The organism is Candidatus Sphingomonas phytovorans (assembly GCA_029202385.1).
GTDB classification, from domain to species: domain Bacteria; phylum Pseudomonadota; class Alphaproteobacteria; order Sphingomonadales; family Sphingomonadaceae; genus Sphingomonas; species Sphingomonas phytovorans.
The window spans coordinates 1180925-1203020 of record CP119314.1 but is presented as its reverse complement, the minus strand read 5'-3'; the positions used below and the strand labels follow the sequence as shown (position 1 = coordinate 1203020).

At 66.6% G+C, this 22096-nt stretch carries 14 protein-coding genes; 4 read left to right on the top strand and 10 right to left on the bottom strand.

Annotated features, from left to right (window positions below):
• Positions 1 to 142: 142 nt before the first annotated feature.
• From P0Y59_05465 to P0Y59_05455, 3 genes are read left to right on the top strand one after another with little or no spacing between them, the layout of a single operon-like run.
• Positions 143 to 382, top strand: coding sequence for an iron transporter (locus tag P0Y59_05465; GenBank protein ID WEK01139.1), 240 nt, complete (start codon positions 143 to 145; stop codon positions 380 to 382).
• Entirely contained in the window at positions 379 to 1983 is a 1605-nt protein-coding gene (locus P0Y59_05460; GenBank protein ID WEK01138.1) for a PepSY-associated TM helix domain-containing protein, read from the top strand. Before P0Y59_05465 ends, P0Y59_05460 begins: the two co-directional genes overlap by 4 nt.
• Positions 1973 to 2299: a DUF3325 family protein gene (locus P0Y59_05455; protein WEK01137.1), complete on the top strand. Its 327-nt coding sequence runs from the start codon at positions 1973 to 1975 to the stop codon at positions 2297 to 2299. Before P0Y59_05460 ends, P0Y59_05455 begins: the two co-directional genes overlap by 11 nt.
• Positions 2300 to 2303: 4 nt before the next feature.
• Here P0Y59_05455 and P0Y59_05450 read toward each other — a convergent pair whose 3' ends face one another.
• Genes P0Y59_05450 through P0Y59_05435 form a run of 4 tightly spaced genes read right to left on the bottom strand, consistent with a single transcriptional unit; the run spans position 2304 to position 11318 of the window.
• On the bottom strand, positions 2304 to 3725 hold the full coding sequence (locus tag P0Y59_05450; GenBank protein WEK01136.1) for an efflux transporter outer membrane subunit: 1422 nt from the start codon (positions 3723 to 3725) through the stop codon (positions 2304 to 2306).
• Positions 3722 to 6853, bottom strand: coding sequence for an efflux RND transporter permease subunit (locus P0Y59_05445; GenBank protein WEK01135.1), 3132 nt, complete (start codon positions 6851 to 6853; stop codon positions 3722 to 3724). Before P0Y59_05445 ends, P0Y59_05450 begins: the two co-directional genes overlap by 4 nt.
• Positions 6850 to 9999, bottom strand: coding sequence for an efflux RND transporter permease subunit (locus P0Y59_05440; protein ID WEK01134.1), 3150 nt, complete (start codon positions 9997 to 9999; stop codon positions 6850 to 6852). Before P0Y59_05440 ends, P0Y59_05445 begins: the two co-directional genes overlap by 4 nt.
• Positions 9996 to 11318: an efflux RND transporter periplasmic adaptor subunit gene (locus tag P0Y59_05435; GenBank protein WEK01133.1), complete on the bottom strand. Its 1323-nt coding sequence runs from the start codon at positions 11316 to 11318 to the stop codon at positions 9996 to 9998. Before P0Y59_05435 ends, P0Y59_05440 begins: the two co-directional genes overlap by 4 nt.
• A gap of 234 nt (positions 11319 to 11552) precedes the next feature.
• On the opposite strand from P0Y59_05435, the gene P0Y59_05430 reads away from it, so the two are divergent.
• Positions 11553 to 12503: a DUF808 domain-containing protein gene (locus P0Y59_05430; protein WEK01132.1), complete on the top strand. Its 951-nt coding sequence runs from the start codon at positions 11553 to 11555 to the stop codon at positions 12501 to 12503.
• 21 nt (positions 12504 to 12524) lie between these two features.
• On the opposite strand, the gene P0Y59_05425 is transcribed toward P0Y59_05430, so the two are convergent.
• The 6 genes from P0Y59_05425 to P0Y59_05400 all read right to left on the bottom strand — a co-directional run bounded on the left by P0Y59_05425 (position 12525) and on the right by P0Y59_05400 (position 22050).
• Positions 12525 to 13139 carry a ParB-like protein gene (locus P0Y59_05425; GenBank protein ID WEK01131.1) on the bottom strand — a complete coding sequence of 205 codons (615 nt, stop codon included), beginning with the start codon at positions 13137 to 13139 and terminating at the stop codon, positions 12525 to 12527.
• On the bottom strand, positions 13123 to 14736 hold the full coding sequence (locus tag P0Y59_05420) for a SulP family inorganic anion transporter (GenBank protein WEK01130.1): 1614 nt from the start codon (positions 14734 to 14736) through the stop codon (positions 13123 to 13125). Before P0Y59_05420 ends, P0Y59_05425 begins: the two co-directional genes overlap by 17 nt.
• A 310-nt stretch (positions 14737 to 15046) precedes the next feature.
• Positions 15047 to 15208, bottom strand: a complete 162-nt coding sequence (locus P0Y59_05415; GenBank protein ID WEK01129.1) for a hypothetical protein — start codon at positions 15206 to 15208, stop codon at positions 15047 to 15049.
• A 121-nt stretch (positions 15209 to 15329) separates the two neighbouring features.
• Entirely contained in the window at positions 15330 to 15494 is a 165-nt protein-coding gene (locus P0Y59_05410) for a hypothetical protein (protein WEK01128.1), read from the bottom strand.
• A 26-nt stretch (positions 15495 to 15520) separates the two neighbouring features.
• Positions 15521 to 20299, bottom strand: coding sequence for a GLUG motif-containing protein (locus P0Y59_05405; protein WEK01127.1), 4779 nt, complete (start codon positions 20297 to 20299; stop codon positions 15521 to 15523).
• A gap of 14 nt (positions 20300 to 20313) precedes the next feature.
• Positions 20314 to 22050, bottom strand: a complete 1737-nt coding sequence (locus P0Y59_05400) for a ShlB/FhaC/HecB family hemolysin secretion/activation protein (GenBank protein WEK01126.1) — start codon at positions 22048 to 22050, stop codon at positions 20314 to 20316.
• Positions 22051 to 22096: the final 46 nt, after the last annotated feature.

Genomic DNA, 22096 nt, shown 5'->3' with positions numbered 1-22096 from the left:
CAATTGCCGTTAGGGCCGCTTTGGGGCTAAGGCAAGAGTCGAAAGCGGAAAGGGGCACACGGTCTTGAGAAATGCGGGAGCAACCGGCGATCGGGCACGATCCCGATCTCTTTCGGGCGCATCGGCGATGGGAGCACGGTGCGTGACGGCGCTGGCCGGCGGCTATGCGGCGGCGGCCGGACTCGCGACGCTATCCGCCCGGTTGCTGCCGATCGCACGCGCGGAGGCGACGGGCTGGGCGATGATCCTGTCCTTCCTGTTCTATGCGGTGATCGCCCTCTGGTGCTTCCATGAACGGCGACTGTTGCGCGTGGCGGGCTTCGTCTGGGGCGCGGCCGCGCTGTCGATCGGCGTGGCGATGCTGCTGGGCGTCAGGCCGTGAAGCAGACCGTGGTGAAGGAGAGCGGCCTGCGCCGCTCGATGGCGTGGATCCATACCTGGCTTGGACTGCTGGCCGGTTGGATATTGTTCGCCATGTTCCTGACTGGAACGGCAAGCTATTTCCGGCCGGAGATCACCCGCTGGATGCAACCGGAGATCGCGTTGCAGCCCGTGTCGCCCGAACGTGCGGCGCAGACCGCCATTGCGCACATGCAGGCAGCGTTTCCGCACGACGAGCAATGGACCATCTACCTGCCCGACGACCGGACGACCGCGACACGAATCTTCACCCGCGCCCGCGCCAATCCCGATCCCAAGGCGCCCCGGCCGCCCCGCACGCCGGAGATCCGCCTGGATCCGGCCACGGGCGCGCCGCTAAGCGCCCGCGAGACACGGGGCGGCGAGCATTTCTATCGCTTCCACTTCCAGCTCCAGATTCCCCATCCCTGGGGACGCTGGCTTGCCGGACTGTGCGCGATGTTCATGCTCACGGCGATCGTCTCGGGTGTGATCACCCACAAGCGCATCTTCGCCGATTTCTTCACGCTGCGCTGGCGCAAGGGCCAGCGCAGCTGGCTTGATGCCCATAATGTCTCGGCGGTGCTTGCCCTGCCCTTCCACGCGATGATCACCTATACCGGCCTGATCACGCTGGTGCTGATGTACATGCCCTGGCCGATCGCGGCGAATTATGCGCCGCCCGACGGCTTCGCGGCCGACGCCTATGGTACCGAGATCGAGACGAAGGCATCGGGACGTCCTGCCCCGCTGATCGATATCAGGCCACTGGTCCGGGAAGCGGCAGCCGAATGGAAGGGCGGCCGGGCTGGCCGGATCATGGTGCGCGACCCCAATGATTCGGCCGCGACGATCGCCATCGTCCGCAGCGGCGCCGATACGCTCAACGCACGTGGGCAGTCGATCACCTATTCGGGCGCTGACGAACGCCGCCTCTCAGCGTCGCCTGCCCCCGGCCCGGCAATCGAGACCGCTGGCGTGATGCTGGGGCTTCATATGGGCTGGTTCGCCGGCCCGGTGCTGCGCTGGAGCTATTTCCTGCTCGGGCTGACCGGCGCGGCGATGGTCGCGACGGGGCTGATGCTGTGGACCGCCAAGCGCGCCAGGCCGGGCGCGGTGCCCTTTTTCGGCTATCGTCTGGTCCAGCGGCTCAATATTGGCACCATCGCTTGCCTGCCTGCGGGCATGGCCGCGTTCCTGCTCGCCAACCGGCTGATTCCGGCGTCTCTGCCCGGCCGGGACGATATGGAGGTGTCGGCGATGTTCTGGGTCTGGTTCGGGCTGGCGGCGGCATCGTTGCTGCGCCCGGTGCGGCGGGCATGGATCGAGACGCTGGCGATCGCCTCGGGCATCTGCGTGGCGGTGCCGGTGGCCAACGCGCTGACCACTGATCGTGGACTTGTGCAGTCGATCATGGCCAGCGACTGGCTGTTCGTCGCGGTCGACCTGGTCATGCTTTCGATGGCCGCATTGTTCGGCTTCGCCGCCCGGCAGGCCGCGCGCAAACCAGTCCAGGCCCGGCGCAAGCGTCGAGCGCCCGGACAGAATGCTGCGGTGCCGCGGGAGATGGCCGATGCCGCTTGAGATTGCGTGTCTTGGTTACGCCGGGCTTGCCAGCCTGGCGCGCGGGAGCCAGCGGCACCGCCATATCGCCTCGCACGGTCCGCTCACCTCTCCCCGATTGGCGAAGGTCACCGGCTGGGCGCTGCTCGCGGCCTCCTGCATCGCCGCGTTCATCCGCTTTGGCCAGTTCCAGGGGGGTGTTGCGTGGCTCGGGCTGCTCAGCCTGAGCGGTCTCGTGCTGGTCTTGGCCATGTCCCGCTGGCCGGACCGGGCACTCCAGGCATGGCTGCCGGCAATGCTGCTCGCGGTACCGCTGGCCCTGTCGGCGTGGCGTTGACCTGTCAGGGCACAGCGGCGGATGCATCCCACCCGCCACCGACCGCCTGCTGCAGGGCGATGGCGTTGAGCTGCTGGTTGACGATACCCGAGATCAGCGCGCGGCGGGCCGTGAGTGCCGTCGCCTGTGCCGTCACGACCGTGGTATAATCGGCGATCCCACCGAGATACTGGTTGAGGGTCAGCTGCTCGACGCGGTCCGCGGCGACCGACGCAGCCTTCAGGTCGCCGATCTCGCGTTCGAGGACGACGGTGCCCGACAATCCGTCCTCGACCTGCTGGAACGCCGTCAATACGGTCTGGCGATAACTGGCCACCGCCTGGTCATAGGCGGCACGCGCCTGTGCGACCTTCGCACTTCTTCCCCCGAAATCGAGCAGGGTCATCGCCCCGGTCAATCCAAGCGACCAGACGCTTGCGCCGAGCGACGCGAGGCTGCCGATGCTCGATGCGTTGCGATCTAGCCCGGCGGTCAGGCTCAGGTTCGGGAAGAAGGCGGCACGCTGCACGCCTATGCCGGCATTGGCCGCGATGACGGCGCGTTCGGCGGAGGCCACATCGGGGCGCCGTTCGAGCAAGGCCGAGGGGATCACCGGCGGGACGACCGGCACCGTCGGAACCCAGGCGGTCTTCGCCAGCGATAGCGACGAGGGGAGTTCCCCGGCGAGGACCGCGATGGCATGTTCGTAGATCGCGCGCTGACGCACCAGGTCGGTCGCCTGGGCGGCGGCGTTGCGCAGGGTGGTTTCCGCCTGCAACACGTCGATCCGGGCAGCCACGCCGACATTGTAGCGATTCTGGGTGATCTGGAGCGTCCGGCGATAGGCCGTCAGCGTCGCGTCATACGCGTCGATCTGCGCGTCGACGCCGCGAAGCTGGATATAGTCGTTCGCCAGTTCGCCCTGCGCGGCAAGGATGACATTGCCGAGGGCAGCCGCCTGTTGCGCCGCCGTCGCCTTGCTCTGCGCCAACCCGGCACGCAGGCCGCCGAACAGATCGGGCTGCCATGTTGCGCCAAGACTGGCCGTCTCGCGCGTGCCGGTCGCGGTTCCCGTACTCGTGCTGACCGTCGATCCGTCCACGGTACCGGTGCTCGAAACGCCGAGCGATCCGGTCAGCGAGGGGAACAGCGCCGACCGGCTTTCGCGGACGACCGCCCGTGCCTGGTCATACGCCGCGATCGCCCCCGCCACGGTCTGGTTCCGGGTGGCGACCTGCCGTTCGAGACCGTCAAGCACCGGGTCCTTCATCCCCGCCCACCAGTCGCCCCGGGGCTTGTCGTCCGCGGGAGACGCCGGCTGCCAGCCGGGCGCTTCCTTGAACGAGGCCGGGATCGCCATCGACGGCCGCTGATAGGGCGGGACGAGGTTGCACGCGGTCAAGGCAGTGCAGGCGAGAATGGCGAGCAGAGGCTGGCTTCTGGTCATGCTGTTACTGGCCCGATGGACGACGATGATGCGCGCGGCCGGCGACGGAATCGGTCGAGCGCGAGGTAGACGACTGGCGTCGTCAGCAAGGTTACGAACTGGCTGGCGATCAGCCCGCCGATGATCGCGATGCCGAGCGGCCGGCGCAGTTCGGAGCCGTCACCGAAGCCGATCGCCAGCGGCAATGCGCCGAATCCCGCCGCCAGCGTCGTCATCAGGATCGGACGGAAGCGCAGCAGCGCGGCCTCCCGGATCGCGGCGACTGGCGACATGCCCTGCACACGTTCGCGTTCGAGCGCGAAGTCGATCATCATGATCGCGTTCTTCTTGACGATGCCGATCAGCAGGATGATCCCGATGATCGCGATCAGGTCGAGCTCCGCACCCGTCACCAGCAGCGCGATCGCGGCGCCGACGCCCGCGGCGGGGAGGGTCGACAGCACCGTCAGCGGGTGGATCGCGCTTTCGTACAATATACCAAGCACGAGATAGATCGTCAGCAGCGCTGCCCCGATCAGCAGCGGGATCGAGCTGGTCGATTGCTGGAACACCTGCGCCGATCCGGCAAAGGCCCCACGCACTTCGGCGGGAAGGGCAAGGCTGTCCTGGACCTGGGCGATCTCTGTGCTTGCCTCGCCGAGCGATACACCGTTGGCGAGGTTGAAGCTGATCGTGGTCGACGGCCCGGCATCCTGGTGGTTGACCTGCGCTGCGGCGCTGCGCGTATCCCAGCGGGCGATCGTCGACAGCGGCGTCATCGTCGACGTCGCGGTCGAAAGGCCGGTCGATGTCGTGGTGAGGCTGGCGGGCAGATAGACGCCGTCCAGGGAACCGGGCGATCCGGCGAAGCCGGGCGCGACGCCCAGCACGACATGATATTGGTTGACCCCGCTATAGATGGTCGCGACCTGGCGCTGGCCAAAGGCGTCATAAAGGATTGAATCGATCTGCGTGTTGGTCAGGCCCAGCCGCGCGGCAGCGTCCTGATCGATGGTCAGATACGCGGCGAGCGCGCTGTCGTTACGGTCACTGTCGACGTCAGTCAGCATCTTGTCGCGTTTCAGGGCACGGGTCAGGCTGTCGGCAGCCTTGGCCAGCACGGCGGGGTCATCCGCCTTCAACGTATATTGATAGGTTGCGTTGCCGCCGCGCCCGCCGATCTGCATGTCCTGCACCGGTGACAGGAACAGGCTGACCCCGGTCACGCGCGACAATTGCGGGCGTAGCCGGTTGATGACCTCGCGCGACGACGCGCGCTGGCCGCGCGGCTTCTCGATGACGAACAGGAATCCGCCCCCCGCGCGCGAGCCGCCAGTGAAGGCGACGACATTTTGCACCGCCGGGTCCTTGCGGATGATGTTGACCAACCTGGTCAGCTTGTTGCCGGTATCGGTGAACGAGATCGACTGGTCGGCCCTGATCCCGCCCATCAGCGCACCGGTATCCTGTTCGGGAAAGAACCCCTTGGGCACGACGCGCAGCAGATAGACGTTGAGCACCACCGCGCCGAGCAGAAGGAACAATGTCGCCCCGCGATTGGCCAGCGCCCAGTCGAGGCTGCGGGTATAGCGGGCATGCGCCCAGCCGACGGCTGCCTCGGCACGTGCCGCGATGCGCGCGCCGCGCCCCGATGCCGAAGGCGCCGTCGTCCGGTCGCGCAGGATCAGCGCGCTGATCATCGGCGTCGTCGTCAGCGACAGGACAAGCGAGATCAGCACCGCGATCGTCATCGTCATGGCGAATTCGTGGAATAGCCGGCCGATGATCCCGCTCATGAACAGCAGGGGAATGAACACCGCGACAAGGCTGATGCTGATCGATACGACGGTGAAGCCTACCTCGCGCGCGCCCAGCAGGGCAGCCTCGCCCCGCGACATGCCCGCCTCGATATGGCGGTTGATATTCTCCAGCACCACGATCGCATCGTCGACGACGAACCCGGTCGCCACGGTCAGCGCCATTAGCGACAGGTTGTCGAGTGAATAGCCCAGCAGGTACATCACCCCCAGCGTGCCGAGCAGCGACACGACGACGGCAACTGCCGGCACCAGGGTCGCCCGAAGGCTGCGCAGGAAGAAGCCGACCACCGCGACCACCAGCAGCGTCGCGATGACCAGGGTCGTCTCGACCTCGCGCAGCGACGCGCGGATCGTGGTGGTGCGATCGGAGACGATGTCGAGCCGGATGTCGGCGGGAATCTGCGCCCGCAACAGGGGCAGCGCTGCCTTGATTCCGTCGACCGTCGCGATGATGTTGGCGCCCGGTTGTCGGCTGAGGATCACCGTCACCGCGCGCTTCCCGTTGAACAGGCCGAGGGTGCGGATATCCTCGGGGCCGCTATAGACCGTTGCCACGTCGCTCAGCCGGACATTGACCCCACCGCGCGACGCCACGACGATCGAGGCATAGTCGGCCGCCGACTGGCTCGGCGCGGCGCTGTAGATCTGGTACGCGGTTGTCCCGTTTTCGACGACACCCTTGGGCCGGTTCGCGTTGGTCGCAGCGATCGCCGCGCGCACATCGTCCAGGCTGGCGCCAAGCCGGGCGAGGGCGAGCGGATTGACGTCGATCCTGACCGCGGGCAGCGCGGCCCCGCCCAGCTCGACATTGCCGACGCCGGCGATCTGCGCCAGCGCCTGCTGCACCACGGTCGAGACCGCGTCATACACCGCGTCCGGGGAACGCGTGTTGGACGTCAGCGCGAGGATCATGATCGGCGCATCCGCCGGGTTCGCCATGCGATAGGTCGGATTGGTCTTCAGGGATGTCGGCAGATCGGCGCGCGCGGCGTTGATCGCTGCCTGCACGTCGCGCGCGGCGCCATTGATATCGCGCGACAGATCGAATTGCAGCGTGATGCGCGACTGGCCGATCCCCGAATTGGAGGTCAGCTCGGTCACGCCGGCGATTGTCGCGAGGCGGCGTTCGAGCGGCGAGGCGACGCTTGAGGCCATGGTTTCGGGGCTGGCGCCGGGCAGTGACGCCTGTACCTGGATCGTCGGCAGGTCGACTTGCGGCAGCGGCGCGACCGGCAGGGCGAAGAACGCGGCGATCCCGGCCAGCGCAATGCCGATGGTCAGCAGCAAGGTGCCGATCGGTCGGCGGGTGAAGGGCGCTGAAAGGTTCACGTCGTCGCGGCCTGGCGCCGTTGCCGCCGCTCGCGCCAGCGTGCCCCAAGCCCCTCGAACGCAAGATAGATGACCGGCGTGGTGAACAGGGTCAGCGCCTGGCTGACGATCAGCCCGCCCGCGACCGCCAGACCGAGCGGCTGGCGCAGTTCCGATCCCATGCCGCCGCCGAAGATCAGCGGCAGCGCTGCGAACAAGGCCGCGAAGGTCGTCATCATGATTGGGCGGAACCGCAACCGCGCGGCGGAACGGATCGCTTCCTCTGGCGACTTGCCTTCCTGTCGCTGCGCCGCGATCGCGAAGTCGATCATCATGATCGCGTTCTTCTTCACGATGCCGATCAGCAACACGATGCCGATGATCCCGATCACGCCAAGGTCGTTGCCGGTCAGCAGCAGCGCGAGCAGCGCCCCGAGCCCTGCTGATGGCAGGGTCGACAGGATCGTCACCGGGTGGATGAAGCTCTCATAAAGCACCCCCAGCACGATATAGACGCACACCACGGCGGCGAGGATCAGCCAGCCCTCATTGGCGAGGCTGCTGCGGAACGCGTCCGACGCGCCGAGAAATTGGGTGGTGATCGTCGCCGGCACGCCGATCCGCTTCTCCGTCTTCTGGATCGCATCGACCGCCGCGCCGAGCGAAACGCCCGGCGCGGTGTTGAACCCGATCGTCGAGGCGGGGAATTGCGCCACGCGCGAGACGGCGAGCGGCGCGGTGCCTGACGTGATCCGCGCGATCGTAGACAGCGGCACCGCGATATTGTTGGTACCCGGCACATAGATCCGCCCGAGCGAGTCGGGCGAGGTCAGCAGGTCGGCCTGACTTTCCAGGATGACCCGATACTGGGTCGACTGGGTGAAGATGGTCGAGACGATGCGCTGGCCGAACGCGTTGTATAGCGCCGAATCCACCGCTGCCGCCGTCACGCCGAGCCGTGCCGCGCTGTCGCGGTCGACAATGATCGACACTGAGTTGCCGTCATTCTGCACGTCGCTGACCGCGTCGCGCACCTGCGGCACGCCGCGCAGCGCCTCGGTCACGGCCAGGCTCCATTTATCGACGCTGGCCTGGTCGGCCCCCTGCAAGGCGAAGCGATAGGCGGTGGGCCCGCTCTCGGCATCGATCGTCAGGTCCTGCACCGGCTGCACATAGAGCTGGACCGCCGGGATCGCGTCGGCGACCCGCCTGTTGAGGCGCACGATCACGGCCGCGCTCGATTCGCGCGTATTCTTGGGCTTGAGGTTGATCAGCATCCGGCCGCGATTGAGCGTCGTGTTGATCCCGTCGATGCCGATCGTCGAACTGAGGCTGTCGACCGCGGCGTCCTTGCGGACGATATCCGCGACTTGCTGCTGAAGCACCGCCATGCGCTGGAACGAGACGCTCTGGTCGGCGACCACCGTCGCCTGCAACTGGCCGGTATCCTGTTGCGGGAACAATCCCTTGGGCACGATGACAAACAACAGCACGGTCAGCGCCATCGTGATCGCGAAGATCACGAGCACCAGCGCACGCGCCGCCAGCACGGTCTCCAGCGCTGCGCCATAGCGTTCGCCGAGGCGATCGCTGAGCTCCCGAGTGCGGTGGACGAAACGGGGCGCCCGAGTCTCATGCTCCGGCTTGAGCCAGCGCGCCGCGAGCATCGGCACGAGCGTCAGCGACACCACCGCCGAGATCAGGATCGTCACCGCCAGCGTGACCGCAAACTCGCGGAACAGCCGCCCGACGACATCCCCCATGAACAGCAGCGGGATAAGCACCGCGACCAGGCTGACCGTCAGCGAGATGATCGTGAACCCGATCTCGCGAGCACCGTCGAACGCCGCCGTCAGCGGTTTGGCTCCCTCCTCCACATGACGGGCGATGTTCTCGATCACCACGATGGCGTCGTCCACGACGAACCCGCTGGCGATGGTCAGCGCCATCAGCGTCAGGTTGTTGAGGCTGTAGCCAAGGAAATACATCGCCGCGAAGCTGCCGATCAGCGACAACGGCACCGAAATGCTGGCGATCAGCGTGGCCTGCGGCGAGCCGAGGAACAGGAAGATCGCGATCACCACCAGCACCACCGCCAGCGCGAGCTCAAACTCGACGTCGGAAACCGAGGAGCGGATGCCGATCGTGCGGTCGGCGAGCTGCGTGACATGGAGGTCGGCGGGTAGCGCTGCCTCTAGCCCGGGCAACGCCGCCTTGATCGCATCGACCGTGCCGATCACATTGGCGCCGGGCTGTCGCTGCACATCGACGATGATCGCCGGCTTGTTGTTCATCCACGCGCCGAGCCGGCGGTTCTCGGACCCGTCGATCACCGTCGCCACGTCGCCAAGCCGGACGATCGTTCCGTTCGCCGCCTTGATCGAGAGCGCGCGATATTCCTCGGCTGAATTCAGCTGGTCGTTGGCGTCGATCGACCAGCTCCGTGTCGGGCCGTCGAAGCTGCCCTTGGCGCCGTTGGCATTCGCCGCGGCGATCGCGGTACGCACGCTGTCCAGGCTGATGCCCAGTGCCGCCAGCCGGTCGACATTGGCCTGGATGCGGACCGCCGGACGCTGCCCGCCCGACAGCGAGACCAGGCCGACCCCCGAAACCTGCGCCAGCTTGTTGGCGAGCCGCTGGTCGACGAGATTCTCCACATCGGCCAGCGAACGGGTGTTGGAGGTGATGCCGAGAGTTAGGATCGGCGCATCGGCGGGGTTGACCTTGGCATAGGTCGGCGGTGCCGGCAGGTCGGTCGGCAACAGGGTGCTTGCCGCGTTGATCGCTGCCTGCACCTCCTGTTCGGCGACGTCGAGGGTGAGCGACAGGTCGAATTGAAGCGTGATCACGCTGGCACCGCCCGACGACACCGACGTCATCCGCTTCAATCCCGCCATCTGGCCGAACTGGCGCTCGAGCGGCGCGGTAACGGTCACGGCCATGACGTCGGGGCTTGCGCCGGGATAGAGCGTGCGAACCTGGATCGTCGGATAATCGACCTCCGGCAGGGCCGAGAGCGGCAGCATCCGGAGTGCGATCAGACCAGCAAGCAGGATCGCGATCATGAACAAGGTCGTCGCAACCGGGCGTTCGATGAACAGCCGCGACGGGCTCGCCGCCGGCGTGCCGGATTGCGGGGGCGCGGCGTCGCTGGGGATATCGGTCACGGCGCCGTGCCGTGCGCTCGCTTGCCCCCACCGCCGCTCCTGCCCTTGCCCCCGTGCGCGCCCGCGCCGTGTTGCGCCCCGGCCAGCACGACCTTCGACCCGTCATCGATCTTGTCGGCGCCGTCGGTGATGACCGTCTCGTTGCCGTTCAGCCCGGCGGTGATGACCGTGCGCGCGCCGTCGGATGCGCCCGACGTCACCTTGACCAGCCGCGCGATATTGCCCTGGACCAGGCTGAACACGAAATCGCCATTGGGCCCGTGCCGCACCGCGCTGACGGGAACGACGATCGCCTGGTTGGCCATGCCGATCAGCAGGCGGACATTGACGAACTGGTTGGGAAACAGCGTGCCCGCGCCATTGTCGAACCGTGCCTTGCCCTTGACGGTGCCCGTGGTGGTATCGACGACATTGTCGAGCGTCAGGAAGCGCCCCTGGGCGATCGCCGTCTGGCCATTCTGGTCGAGCGCCGTCGCGGCCAGTCCGCCGCCAGCGCGCGCCGCCATCTGCACCTTGGCGAGGTCGCTCTGCGGGATCGCGAAGGTGACATCGATCGGCGAATCGACCGTGATGATGACGATGCCGGTGGCATCGCCCGGCGTGACATAGTTGCCGACATCCGCCTGTCGCAGCCCTGCCCGTCCCGACACGGGCGATATGACCCTCGTATAGCCGACATTGAGCGCGGCTGCGTTGACGGCGGCGCGATCGGCGGCGAGCGTCCCGGCATATTGCTTGACCAAGGCGGCCTGGGTGTCGACCTGCTGGCGCGCGATCGAATCCTGCCCCAGCAGGGTCTGGTAGCGAACGAGATCGACACGGGCGCTGTTCAACAGCGCCTGATCCTTCGCCAGCGTGCCCTGCGCCTGGAGCAGCGCCTGCTGCGACGGACGCGGATCGACCTGCGCGAGCAACTGGCCCTTGGTGACGGCCTGGCCCTCGGTGAAGCGGATCGATTGCAGCACGCCCGCGATCTGCGCGCGGACCGTCGCCGCAACGACCGGCTGGACGGTGCCGATCGCCGACAGCGTCAAAGGCACGTCGGCGCGGGTGACCTTCGCGACCCCGACCGTGGTCGCCGGTCGTCCCCTGCCGCTGCTGCCCCCACCCTTCGCCGGCTCGCGGCCGGCAAACCACCAGACGCCGGCAATCACGGCAATCACCGCCAGGATGACGAACAGCGCGTTGCGCCTGCTCCGCGGCGACCGCTGGATCGTATCAGCCGGATGGCCGGCATCGTTACGCTCGATGTCGGGACTTTGCGATGGTTCGACGATGATGCCGCTCCCAGCAGTGGTGCCCGAGTGTCGAACCGACACGAGAAGCAGTCAAGTGAATCCAATTTCATTGGATTGACCTGATCCTGACAGGATGGATCAATCCTTCCCGGCGGAATACCCTCCAGATTCTGCAGTCATTCGATGGAATCTTCCCGGCGGAAAGTGGAATGCCTGCAGGAATCATGTTTCCCGCCGCCTCCCCTGCTACGCATCCACTGGCGCTTCGCGCCGAATGCGATACCAGCGGTCGACACAACAAGGGAAAGCGATCGAATGCCTGGTGGTCTGGTAGCACTGCTCGACGATATCGCGATGATCGCCAAGCTGGCGGCGGCCTCGGTCGACGATGTCGCCGCCGCGGCGGGGCGTGCCGGCGTGAAGGCGGCGGGCGTGGTGATCGACGATACCGCCGTCACGCCGCGCTACGTCGTCGGCCTGACGCCCGATCGCGAATTGCCGATCATCGCCAAGATCGCCGTCGGATCGCTGCGCAACAAGCTGCTCATCCTCCTGCCGGCGGCGCTTCTGCTCAGCAGCTTCGCACCCTGGGCGATCACGCCTCTGCTCATGATCGGCGGCGCCTATCTCTGCTTCGAGGCGACGGAGAAGATTGTCGAGGCCGTCACCGGCACGAGCCACGCCAGGGAAGTGGTCGGAATCACCGATCCGAAAGAGCTTGAATCGCGCCAGGTCGGCGGCGCTGTCCGCACCGACTTCATCCTTTCGGCCGAGATCATGGTCATCGCCCTTTCCGATATCCCGGAACAGTCGGTGCTGATGCAGGGCGTCGTGCTTGCCGCCGTGGGCATCGCGATCACGGTCGGCGTGTACGGCGTGGTCGGGCTGATCGTGAAGATGGACGATATCGGCCTGCATCTCGCCCGGCGCCGTTCGGCCGGTGTCCGCGCGATCGGTCGCGGTCTGGTTCGGGCGATGCCGTTGCTGCTCGAGGGGCTCTCGACGCTCGGCGTGGTCGCCATGGCCTGGGTTGGCGGCGGTTTCATCGTGCACGGGCTCAGCGAATTCGGCCTCGGAGTCGTCTCGCATGGACTGCACGATGTGGCGAAGGCAGTCGGACACGCTTCGCCCGTAGCGTCCGGGCTGGTCGAATGGCTGGTCGGCGCGGTCGGCTCGGCGATCATCGGCATGGTCGTCGGTGGCGTCATCGTCGCGGTGCTTCACCTGGTCCCGCGCAAAGGCGGCCACGCGCCTGAAGCTCACTAAACCGGCGGGAGGCCCCGCCGGTCAGAAAGTCCCGCAATAGCCCGGCAGGTGAGTCGCATCCTCGCCGTGCGCGACTTCCAGCGCCTTGTTCACTGCCTTTTCGAACTTGTCCGCCACCAGCTTCGCCGGGATCCGGCCTCGCAGGAAATCGGCCCAGAGGAATTCGGAATAGGGCGTGTCGGTCTTGGCATAGCCACCCGCCTGCCGCACCGCTCCCGCAAGGGAGCGATAGGGATCGTCGGTCAGCTTGCCCAGCGAGCGCGGCATGTCAGTGACGTCGCACCGCTTCCCCTTCGAATCATAGGGGTGGAGCCAGTTGCGATTGTCCATGAAGGTCAGGAACTCCGTCTTGCGCAGGTCGCACAGCCGGGCGACCACGCTGACCAGTACATGCTCGACCCCTTCGTCGTGCAGCGCGCGCGCCAGGTGGTGATGGTCGATCAGCCAGGGCACCTTCTTCGGCCCGAGCACCACGGGAATCATATGGCTGCCGAGGAAATCGGGCCCGTTCGCCGCGACATGATCCAGCCATTGCCGTCGTTTGCGGTCAACCTCGATCATGCCGACCGTCATCTGGGTCGGACGCAGCGAGGCGAGCGGGACTGGCTGCAGGCGCGGCTCAAGCAGGTTGTACATGGTCGTTCTCCTTCCCGGCCCTGACCGCGCGCACCGCATCGGCGACGCTGAACGATGCGCCCTCTGCCAGGCGATCGAACCCCGCCGCTAAAAGCACGTCGCGGACCCGATCATGCGCCCGCGCGAGATGGAGGGACAGCCCTTTCGCCTCAAGCATCTTCTCGAACTCGGCAATCGCCTCAAGCGCGGTACTGTCGAGGTCGTCGCTTTCCTCCAGACTGAGCACGACATCCGTATTGCCTGCCCGTGCCAGTACTTTGGTCGCGATGGTGCCGAGCGACTGTTCGGCATTGGCGAAGAAAAGCGGTGCGTTCGGGCGAAAGATCGCCATGTCCGCCACGGCCCGCGCCTCGGGATGACGCGCGCGGTCGACAAAGTCATGGCCGCCGTCGAGGCAGCCAAGCTCGCTTACCACGGGATGGGCCATGCGGTTGAGCAGCGCGCCGATCGACAGCGCCACCGCGATCAGCATCCCATCGAGCACCCCGAACAGGATGACCCCGCATGCCGCCGCCAGCGCGATCCACTGGTCGCGGTCGATCATGAACAATCGCGTGAGCGGTGCCGGCGACAGCGCATGAGTCAGCGCGGCGATCACCACCGCTGCCAGCAACGGTTCCGGCAGCGCCTCGATCGTCGGCCCCGCCAGCAATGCCGCCGTCGCGAGCGCGACCAGCGCCGTGATCGCGGCGAGGCGGTTCGTCGCGCCAGCGGCTTCATTCGCCGAGGCGCCTGAAAAACCGGCCCCGACCGGCATGCCCTGAACGAACGCCGACAACAGGTTCGCACCCGCGAACGCGCCGAACTCGCGATTGGCGGACAGCGTATCCCCGTGCCGCAGCGCGAGCGTTCGAACGGTGCCCCAGCTTTCAGCGAACAGGATCAGCGTCAACGGGGCGGCGAGCTGCGCAAGGCGCGACCAGCGCGCAAAGCTGAAATCAGGCAGGGTCCAGGCGGACAGGGTGAGATCGATAGGCCCGACCGAGGCCACGCCCAATGCCGTCAGATCGATCATTCGCGACGCGGCGACGCCCAGCATCAGGGCGATCAGCGCGGCAGGAAGGCGAGTCGTCGCGCGCAAGCCAAGCAGCAGCGCCAGTGCGACCACGCCGATCGTAATGCTGGCGATATTCGTCCGGCCGAGATTCGAGGCGATCTCGACCAGCAGGGCCAATGTGGAGGAGGAGGCGACCTTCAACCCCAGCAAATGCGGCACCTGGCGGATGATGATGTTGATCGCCAAGCCGAAGGCGAAGCCGCGCAGCACGGGCCGCGCGATGAAGGCCGACAGGCTGCCGAGCCTGAACAGCGCGATCACCGCGAACAGCGCCCCGACGATCGCGACCATCACCGTCGCCATCGCACCGCGTTCGGCTGGGCTGCCCGGCAGGGTCGCCAGTGCCGCCGCGAGAATGGCGGCTGAGGAAGAGGTCGGCCCGACGATCGCGAAACGACTGCGCCCGAGCAGCGCATAGGCCACGCCACCGGCAAGCGCGGCGAGAATGGCCCGCCCCGGCGTGAACCCGGCGATGCCCGCATAAGCCACCGCTTCCGGCAGCATCAGCCCGGCCACGGAGAGGCCCGCGACAACGTTCATGGCGGCCTGAGGAGGGATCCCCGCGATACCGAAGGGCGTCTTCACGACACCGCTTCCGTCGACGAATATCCAGTGCGCCAATCGTTCGATCGGAGAAAGGCCCGCCGAATCCGCGCCGATGTTGCGATGCGCGATGGCGGGAACCCCCACAGCATAGGCGCCCTGGCGTTTCGCAGCTCAGATACCCGCAACTCCAGCGTCATCTCGATCGGTGCACCCGTCATCCACGACCTTCATATCATGAAGACGCCTGAATTAAGAGCTACACCGAAAAGACAATCGGAAAGCGCTCCAGGCCCGCGGAAAGCACTCAGGCCCGGCGCCTGCCAAGGGCAAAATGCGCGATCGCAACATCGTGCTCGTCGGCGTTCTGGACGCTGGCGACGATATTCAGGCGCTGCCTGGGAATGCGCCGGCGTCGGCGACGACGGGTCGCCAACATCCAGACGCTTCCAAGCGCGATCAGGAACATTGTTCCGCAAAGGGCGAACCCGACAATCTCTCTCACTGTACCTCCTCGCAAAACGGGGTTTCAGTCGAGGCGCGATAGAACCGCGTCTTCAGCAGGATCGTGCCATCCGGTGGCGCATCACTCAGGATGCGTGGAGGCTGGGCGATGCCGATCCGTCATTGGGCGGCTGGGTGGCATCCTGCATGGTGTCGTCCATGCTGCCGAGCCTTTCGAGCCTGGGTGTGGTCCAGGGTCGCCTGGGTGCCGGCGCGGCGTCGGGGATATCATGGCTGTCGTGGATATTCATCGTTCGGTCTCGCGAAAGGAGGAGGATCAGGGGCGAAGCGCCGGATAGGCGCTGGCGTTGGGGGTGTTCCAGATCGTGACGAAGTCCCAACCGACATAACTGAGGGGGGCCTGCATCTGCGTCGTGGTCAGGCCGGTGCCTCCCGCGCTGGTCGCCTGCCCGCTGGTCAGGACATTCCAGTAGGAACTCGTGACGGTTGCGCCATTCGCCTTCTGCCCGATCAGTCCGCCCACGTTGCGCGTGCCGATCACCAGTCCGGTCGAATAGCTGTTGGCGAGGCTGCCGCCGTAGAGATAGCCGATCAGCCCGCCCGCTGTATTGGTCGATGCACCGACCTGACCGGTGGCATAGCTGTTGGCGGTCGCTGAGTTGTACTGATAACCGACCAGCCCGCCGACATAGTTGGCGCCGGCCACCGTGCCGGTCGCGAACGACCGCGTGATCGTCGCGCCCGAAGCATAGCCGACCAGTCCGCCGACATTGTTGACGCCGCTGACCGTGCCGCTGGCGCTGCTTCGGGTGATGCTCGATCCGTCATTCTGGTTGCCGACCAGCCCGCCGACCAGATTGTTGCCGCTGACGTTGACCGCGCTGCTGCTGCCGCTGACGCTGCCGCCATTATAGAGTATCCCGACCAGCCCACCGACACCGTTCAGGCCGCTGACGGTGCCGCTCACGTTGAGGTTGCTCAGCGCGCCCGAGGACAGGCCGAACAGGCCCACATTCTTGAGCGTCGATCGGTTAATGCGCAGGTTGGACAGCGTGAAGCCGTTGCCGTTGAGCGTCCCGGTGAAGCCATAGATGCCGCTGGTGACGTTCGCGAGCAGCACATGCGCGGTACCGTTCCAGACATTGCCGAGGCCATCGGTGCCGATCGGCACGAAGCCAGCACTGGACCACATGCCCGAATAGGAGCCCGGCGTGCCGGCGACGACCGCCCCGGTTTCAGTCAGGTCGATATTGCCGGCCAGGCTGTAGCTGCCCGACAGGCGCGCCTGATCATAGCCGATCAACTGCAACTGGTGGCTATTGGAGATCAGCAGACGCCCGCCGGCATCCACGGTCGTGGTGAAGCTGGTCGGTACTTCGAAGGCAAGGAACGGCCGCGTCGAATTACCCGCCAGGAACACGAGGCCGGTCGGGGTCGCGGTGCCGATGCCGGCCGCCACCGCAAGATTGGCATAGGCGCCTGCCTTGTACGCATAGTTCGCCGCACCCGACTGCGCCGGATCGGACGTGACGGACAGGATATTGGTCAGGGTGCCCGAAGCCGTCGACCCAATGGCGCTGCCCTGCCCCGTCGAATAGCTGTCCCAATAGGCGTTGCTGACATTCCCATCGGACTGGCTGCCGATCAGGCCGCCGACAACGACGCCCACACTCACGGCACCGGTCGCATAGACATTCTGCAAGGTGCCGCCGTTCAGCCCGACAAGGCCTCCGGTGTAGCAATAACAGCCGGCCGTGCCGCCGACCGCACCGGTCGCATAGGCATCGCCGATCGAACCGTAATTCTCGCCCACCAGACCACCGACGCCATAGGCCGACCCGGTTACGGTGCCGGTCGAATACACGCCGTTCGCTGTCGCGCCGGCGTCGTTGCGTCCGATCAGCCCGCCAGTGAACTGGCCCCCGGCCACCGTGCCGCTATTGAACGATTGCGTGATGGAGCCGGCAAAATTCTCTCCGACCAATCCGCCCACCAGGAAATCGCCGGTGACGGTCCCTCCCCCATAGTTGGACCCCGTGATCGAACCAGCGACCGTGACGGGCGTGACCCCCGATCCGTTCCAGACATAGGACATCTTGCCGTTGCTACCGACAAGACCGCCGACCTGCTGGTAACCGGTGACGTTGCCGCGCGCATAGGAACTCGTGATGGTCGCCGCGGAGGATGCCCCGTTGATACCGACCAATCCCCCGACCGCGGTGCCGCCGACGACGTCGCCGGTGGCATAGGAACGACTGATCGCACCGTCATTCAGCCCCGCGAGCCCGCCGATATTCGAAGAATTGCCCGCCGCACCGTCAGGGCTGCCGACGACATTTGCCGACGCATAGGAATTGTCGATCGTACCGCTATTAGAACCGACCAGCCCGCCAACCCATTGTGCCCCGTAAACCGTTCCCACCGCATGGGAATTGGTGATGCTGCCGACGTTCGAGCCGACGAGCCCGCCGCTGGAATAGGCGGTGGCGGCGTCCACCGTCACATTAGCGGACGATCCGTCGATCACCCCCCCATTGGTCCCGACAAGGCCGCCGAGTTGACTATTGTTATTCAGCGTGCCGTGAACGGCACCAGCGACGGAGGAGTTGAGGATCGTGGCGCTACCGTCGGCGCTGCCGACCAATATGCCCACGCCATAAGCCCCGGTGATATCGGCGCCGGTAAGATTGACGTTCTTGATGAGCGTGCCGCTGGCGCCGAACAGGCCCACCGAGTTCACGCCCGGCAGATTGATCGTCAACCCGGCGATGGTGAAGCCCCGGCCGTCGAACACGCCGCTCTGGAAGATATTGCTCGACGTGCCGCCGGCGATCGGCACGAAACCCGCGCCGCCATTCCAACCGGCCGTGCCGCTCGCATCGATATTGCCGGTGAGCGCGTAATTGAAATAGGCAAAATATCCGCCGGTCCCGACGCCTTGAAGGCCATAGACATCGGCCAGCAGATACGGCGTAGCGGCGCTGCCATTGCCCCCCGTCGCACGCAGGAAGGATGCGCCGCTGGCCGCGACCTGGAAATCTCCGGCGGAGAAGGCGGGCAGGACGGCGGCCACCTGCTGCCAGTCACCGGCCGCCAGCACGAACTTGCCGACGTTCACGCTTCCTCCCGCACCGGTGGCCAGGGGAGCTGCCGAATTCAGCGTCAGCGTGCCGGACGTCGCGACAGCGCTGTTGAATTGTATCCCACTCGAATTGGTGGTCGTGAGCGAGATGGCGCCGTTGGCGGTAAGACCCGCGGTCGTGACCGTGCCGACGATCAGCTGTCTTCTACCCGTATAGCTGAGCGACCCGACCGAACCGGCGAGCGTCACGATCGAATTGTTCGCGCCGTTGAGGGTGAACGCCGCCTTGTCAGCCTGTGCGGTGGCAGCGCTCGTCAACCGCAGGCGGTTGGCCGAGATCGTGCCGCTGCCGCTTTCGGTCACGGTGGCGCCGGTATAAGTGTCGCTGCCGGCGGTGAGCGTCACGGTACCGCCGCTCGTGCTGGTCGCCGAGATGGTGTTGGTGATGCCGATATTGCGGCCAGCGGTCAGGTTGATCGTGGTGCCGGTGCCGGCATTGGCCGTCATCGCCCCGCCGACCGTGATGTCGCGCCCCGCGTTGAGCGAGATCACATTCCCCGTGCCGTTGGCGACACTGGAGATGGTGGCACTGGTGGAAATGTCGTTGCCGGCGTTCAGCGTTACCTTCTTGTTCGCGTTGGCGGTGCCGGTCGCCGTGATCGCCGCGTTGACGAGGATATTGTTGGCGGCGGTGAGCGTCAGGCCCGCATTGCCCGACCAGCTGATCGCCGAGCTGACGGTGATATTGCCCGCCTGCGACCCTCCCGAGCCGGTAGTGATCGTCACGTTGGTGCCAGCGGCGAGCGCGTTGGTGATCGAGGTCGCCCCGATCTGCGAATCATTGGCGCCGGGCGTGTAGGTTCCGCCTGAGAGTGTGCCGCCCGAACCTGCCACGATCGTGACGTTGTACGGGTCGAGAAGCAGCGTGCCCGACCGCGTGCCGTAGAGGTCGACCGCGCCGTCGAACCCGAGAAAGCCCTTGCTCGACACCTCTGCCTCGCCGCCGGCGGCGCCTTCGGCACCGCGTGCGCTGATCGCACCCGAGAACAGCGTGCTCTCATCCGACCAAAGCACGATCCGGCCGCCGTCACCCGTTTGAGTCGCGTCGGACCTGACCATCGAGGCGGCATCGACGTTGACCTGAGTGGCATGAGCCAGCGAACCCGAACCCTGCCAGTCGCCGCCGATCCGGATCGCGCCGCCGCCTGTCGCCCCGGAAGCATCAACGGTGGCGCCCGTGAGTTTCACCGTGGCGCCGGTCAAGGAGATCGTCCCGCCATGGCTCGTGACGCTCGTCGCATCGAGCACCCCGGATACGTTGACAACGCCGCGCGCCATGTCGCGCGCGCTGCCCGCCGTGAGGACGATATCGCTTGCGGTGATGCGCCCGGCGACCGTCACGCCGGCCGTCGGCACCTTGACCTGGAGGAAGCCGTCCCCACCCAGGTCGACCGCCTGTTCGCCCGAGGCGCCAAGCGACCGCAGCCGCGCCTGGACCAGGCCCCGCCCGTCACCACGCATCGCCCCGGCGAAACCGCCGCGGATATAGCTGACCTCCTGCCCCGACCTCGGTGCCGTGACCGTTGTTTCGTCAGAACCTGCCATGAAATCGCGGTCGGCGATGTCGAGAGTCGAGGCGGTGAACCCCGCCGCCTTGACGCTCCCGGTCGCGGTGATCAGAATCCCGTTGGGATTGACGAGGAATACTCCTCCGTTGGCGGTGATCTGCCCGGCGATCTCGCTGGTCGTACTGCCCGTCACGCGGTTGAGCAGCGCCGACGTCGCGCCAGGCTGGCTGATGTCGACATGCCCCCCCGCCCCGACCGAGAAGCTCTGCCAGTTGATGATCGCGCGCTCGCTCGTCTGGGTGATCTGAATCGTCCCTGCCGAGGGGTTCGCGATGGTGGCCGCACCGGCCTGAAGCTGGCCGCCGGTCGGCAGCTCCTGCGCGATGGAGGTGGCAGGAATCAGCGCGGTTGAGGTGAGCAGCGCGAGCGGGAGCATGCGATTCATGAGAACTTCCTCGATCAGAAGCGGGTGAAAAGGGTGAAGGCAGCGCGACCGGAGGTGAATCCGTCCCGGTGGACTCGGCCAAACTCGATGCTGGTCGACAGGCCCGGAGAACCGCGTGCGACCTGCCCCGCCAGCCGCAGCCCGATGCCATAGGCGAACGCATCCGTGCTGCGTCGCTCGACGATCGTCGGTTGCATCAGTCGAACCTGCGCCTGGGCGGCGAACGCATAGGGCGCGACGCTGGCGAGCAGGCCTTTTCGCCCGAACACAAAGGGGCTCCGCGCTTCGCCGCGAGCAACATAGCCGGCATCGCCCTGAAGCGTGCCTGACGATAGCGGTGAGATGGCGTCGAGCGACGCCACGCCGATCTGTTCTGCATTGCCAAGCGGCCGGCCGAAACTTGTCTGCCCACGCGCGCGCAACGCCAGCACCAGATGAGTGGCGACCGGCTGATCGACGCTCGCCGACAGCAGCAACTTGGTGAAATCGGCATCGCTGCCCGCACGCGACAGCGGCAGCACGCCACTTGCGTCAGCCGCGGACCGGGCACCGAGTCCGTTGATTCCGAAGGACGCCTCGACCCGGCCACTCGCACTGCCGCCGCCGGGCAGATACGCGCTCACATCCAGATTGGCCCGGGCGACGCGCAGCCGGTCGAGCGACAGCGGCAGGATCGCGGGCGTAACGATCCCGACACGTTCGTCTTCGGCATCGAGGCGAGCCTCGACACCGACCGTCAGCGCCCGTCGATGCACGACAGGATAGCGCACCGCCAGCGACAGGCGGCGGAAACGGCTGGCGAACCCGGGAAGCGACACGTCGTGCCGTGGTGCGGTGCGCGCATCGGTGCCTTCTACCGTGATCGCGAGGCCGTCGCGGCCGACCGGTATGATCGCACCCACCGCGAGCGCACGGTTACGAGGGGTGGAATCGAGAAAGCTCGTCTCGCGACCCAGCGTCGGAAGGCCGGAGGCCCGCAAATAGATAGCCTCGCCCGCCCCGAACACTGAATTGAGATCGATGCCGACCCCAAATGCCTCGCGCCCCAGCGTCGTGCCGAGCGAGTTGTCGACGGTGAAGAAACCGCTAACCGACCGCCAGGTGGCGTCGACTCTCAGCACGGTACCGCCCGGCCGCACGCCGGCCGCAAGCGTTGAGCGCACCACGACACCAGGAACCTCGGCAGCCAGTGTCAACCGGCGCTCGATTTGCCCAAGCGTCACGTCGGGCCGCCCGGTCAGGTCCGCCAGCACCGCGCCGATCCGCCCCCGTACCCTCGCGGGCACGCCCGACAGGTCGACCCTTTCGATAAATCCTTCGACCACCGCGAAGCGTATTGTCGCGCCGTCGGCGATATCCTGCCGCGGCACCACGATCCGCAGCAGGACACGCCCCCGCCGTGCCTCCGCGGCCTCCGCCACGCCCGCTGCCGCAAAGATGGCAGCGACACTGATCCGCTTGCCGACTAGTGTTTCGCGCAGCGCAGTAAGGGCGGCGGATGATAGCATCCCGCCCTCCGTCTCGACGCCCGCCGGTGTCACGAACAGCTTCTCGGCCCCGACGGGCGGCGCCATGAGTGTGTCCGCCGGCAGCATCAGTGGCGACGCGGATCGTCCTTCGACGGGGGGAGCATAGGTCGGGGGCGTGATCTGGCTCGCGGTCTGAGCCAGAACCGGAATCCCCGCCGACGCGCCTGCCAGCAGCCCGACACCGGCGACCGCCCGACGACCTATCCTATGCCGGGCTGCCATACGGCCAGCGATGCTGCCGTCGCATGATATCCCCGCTAGCATCGCG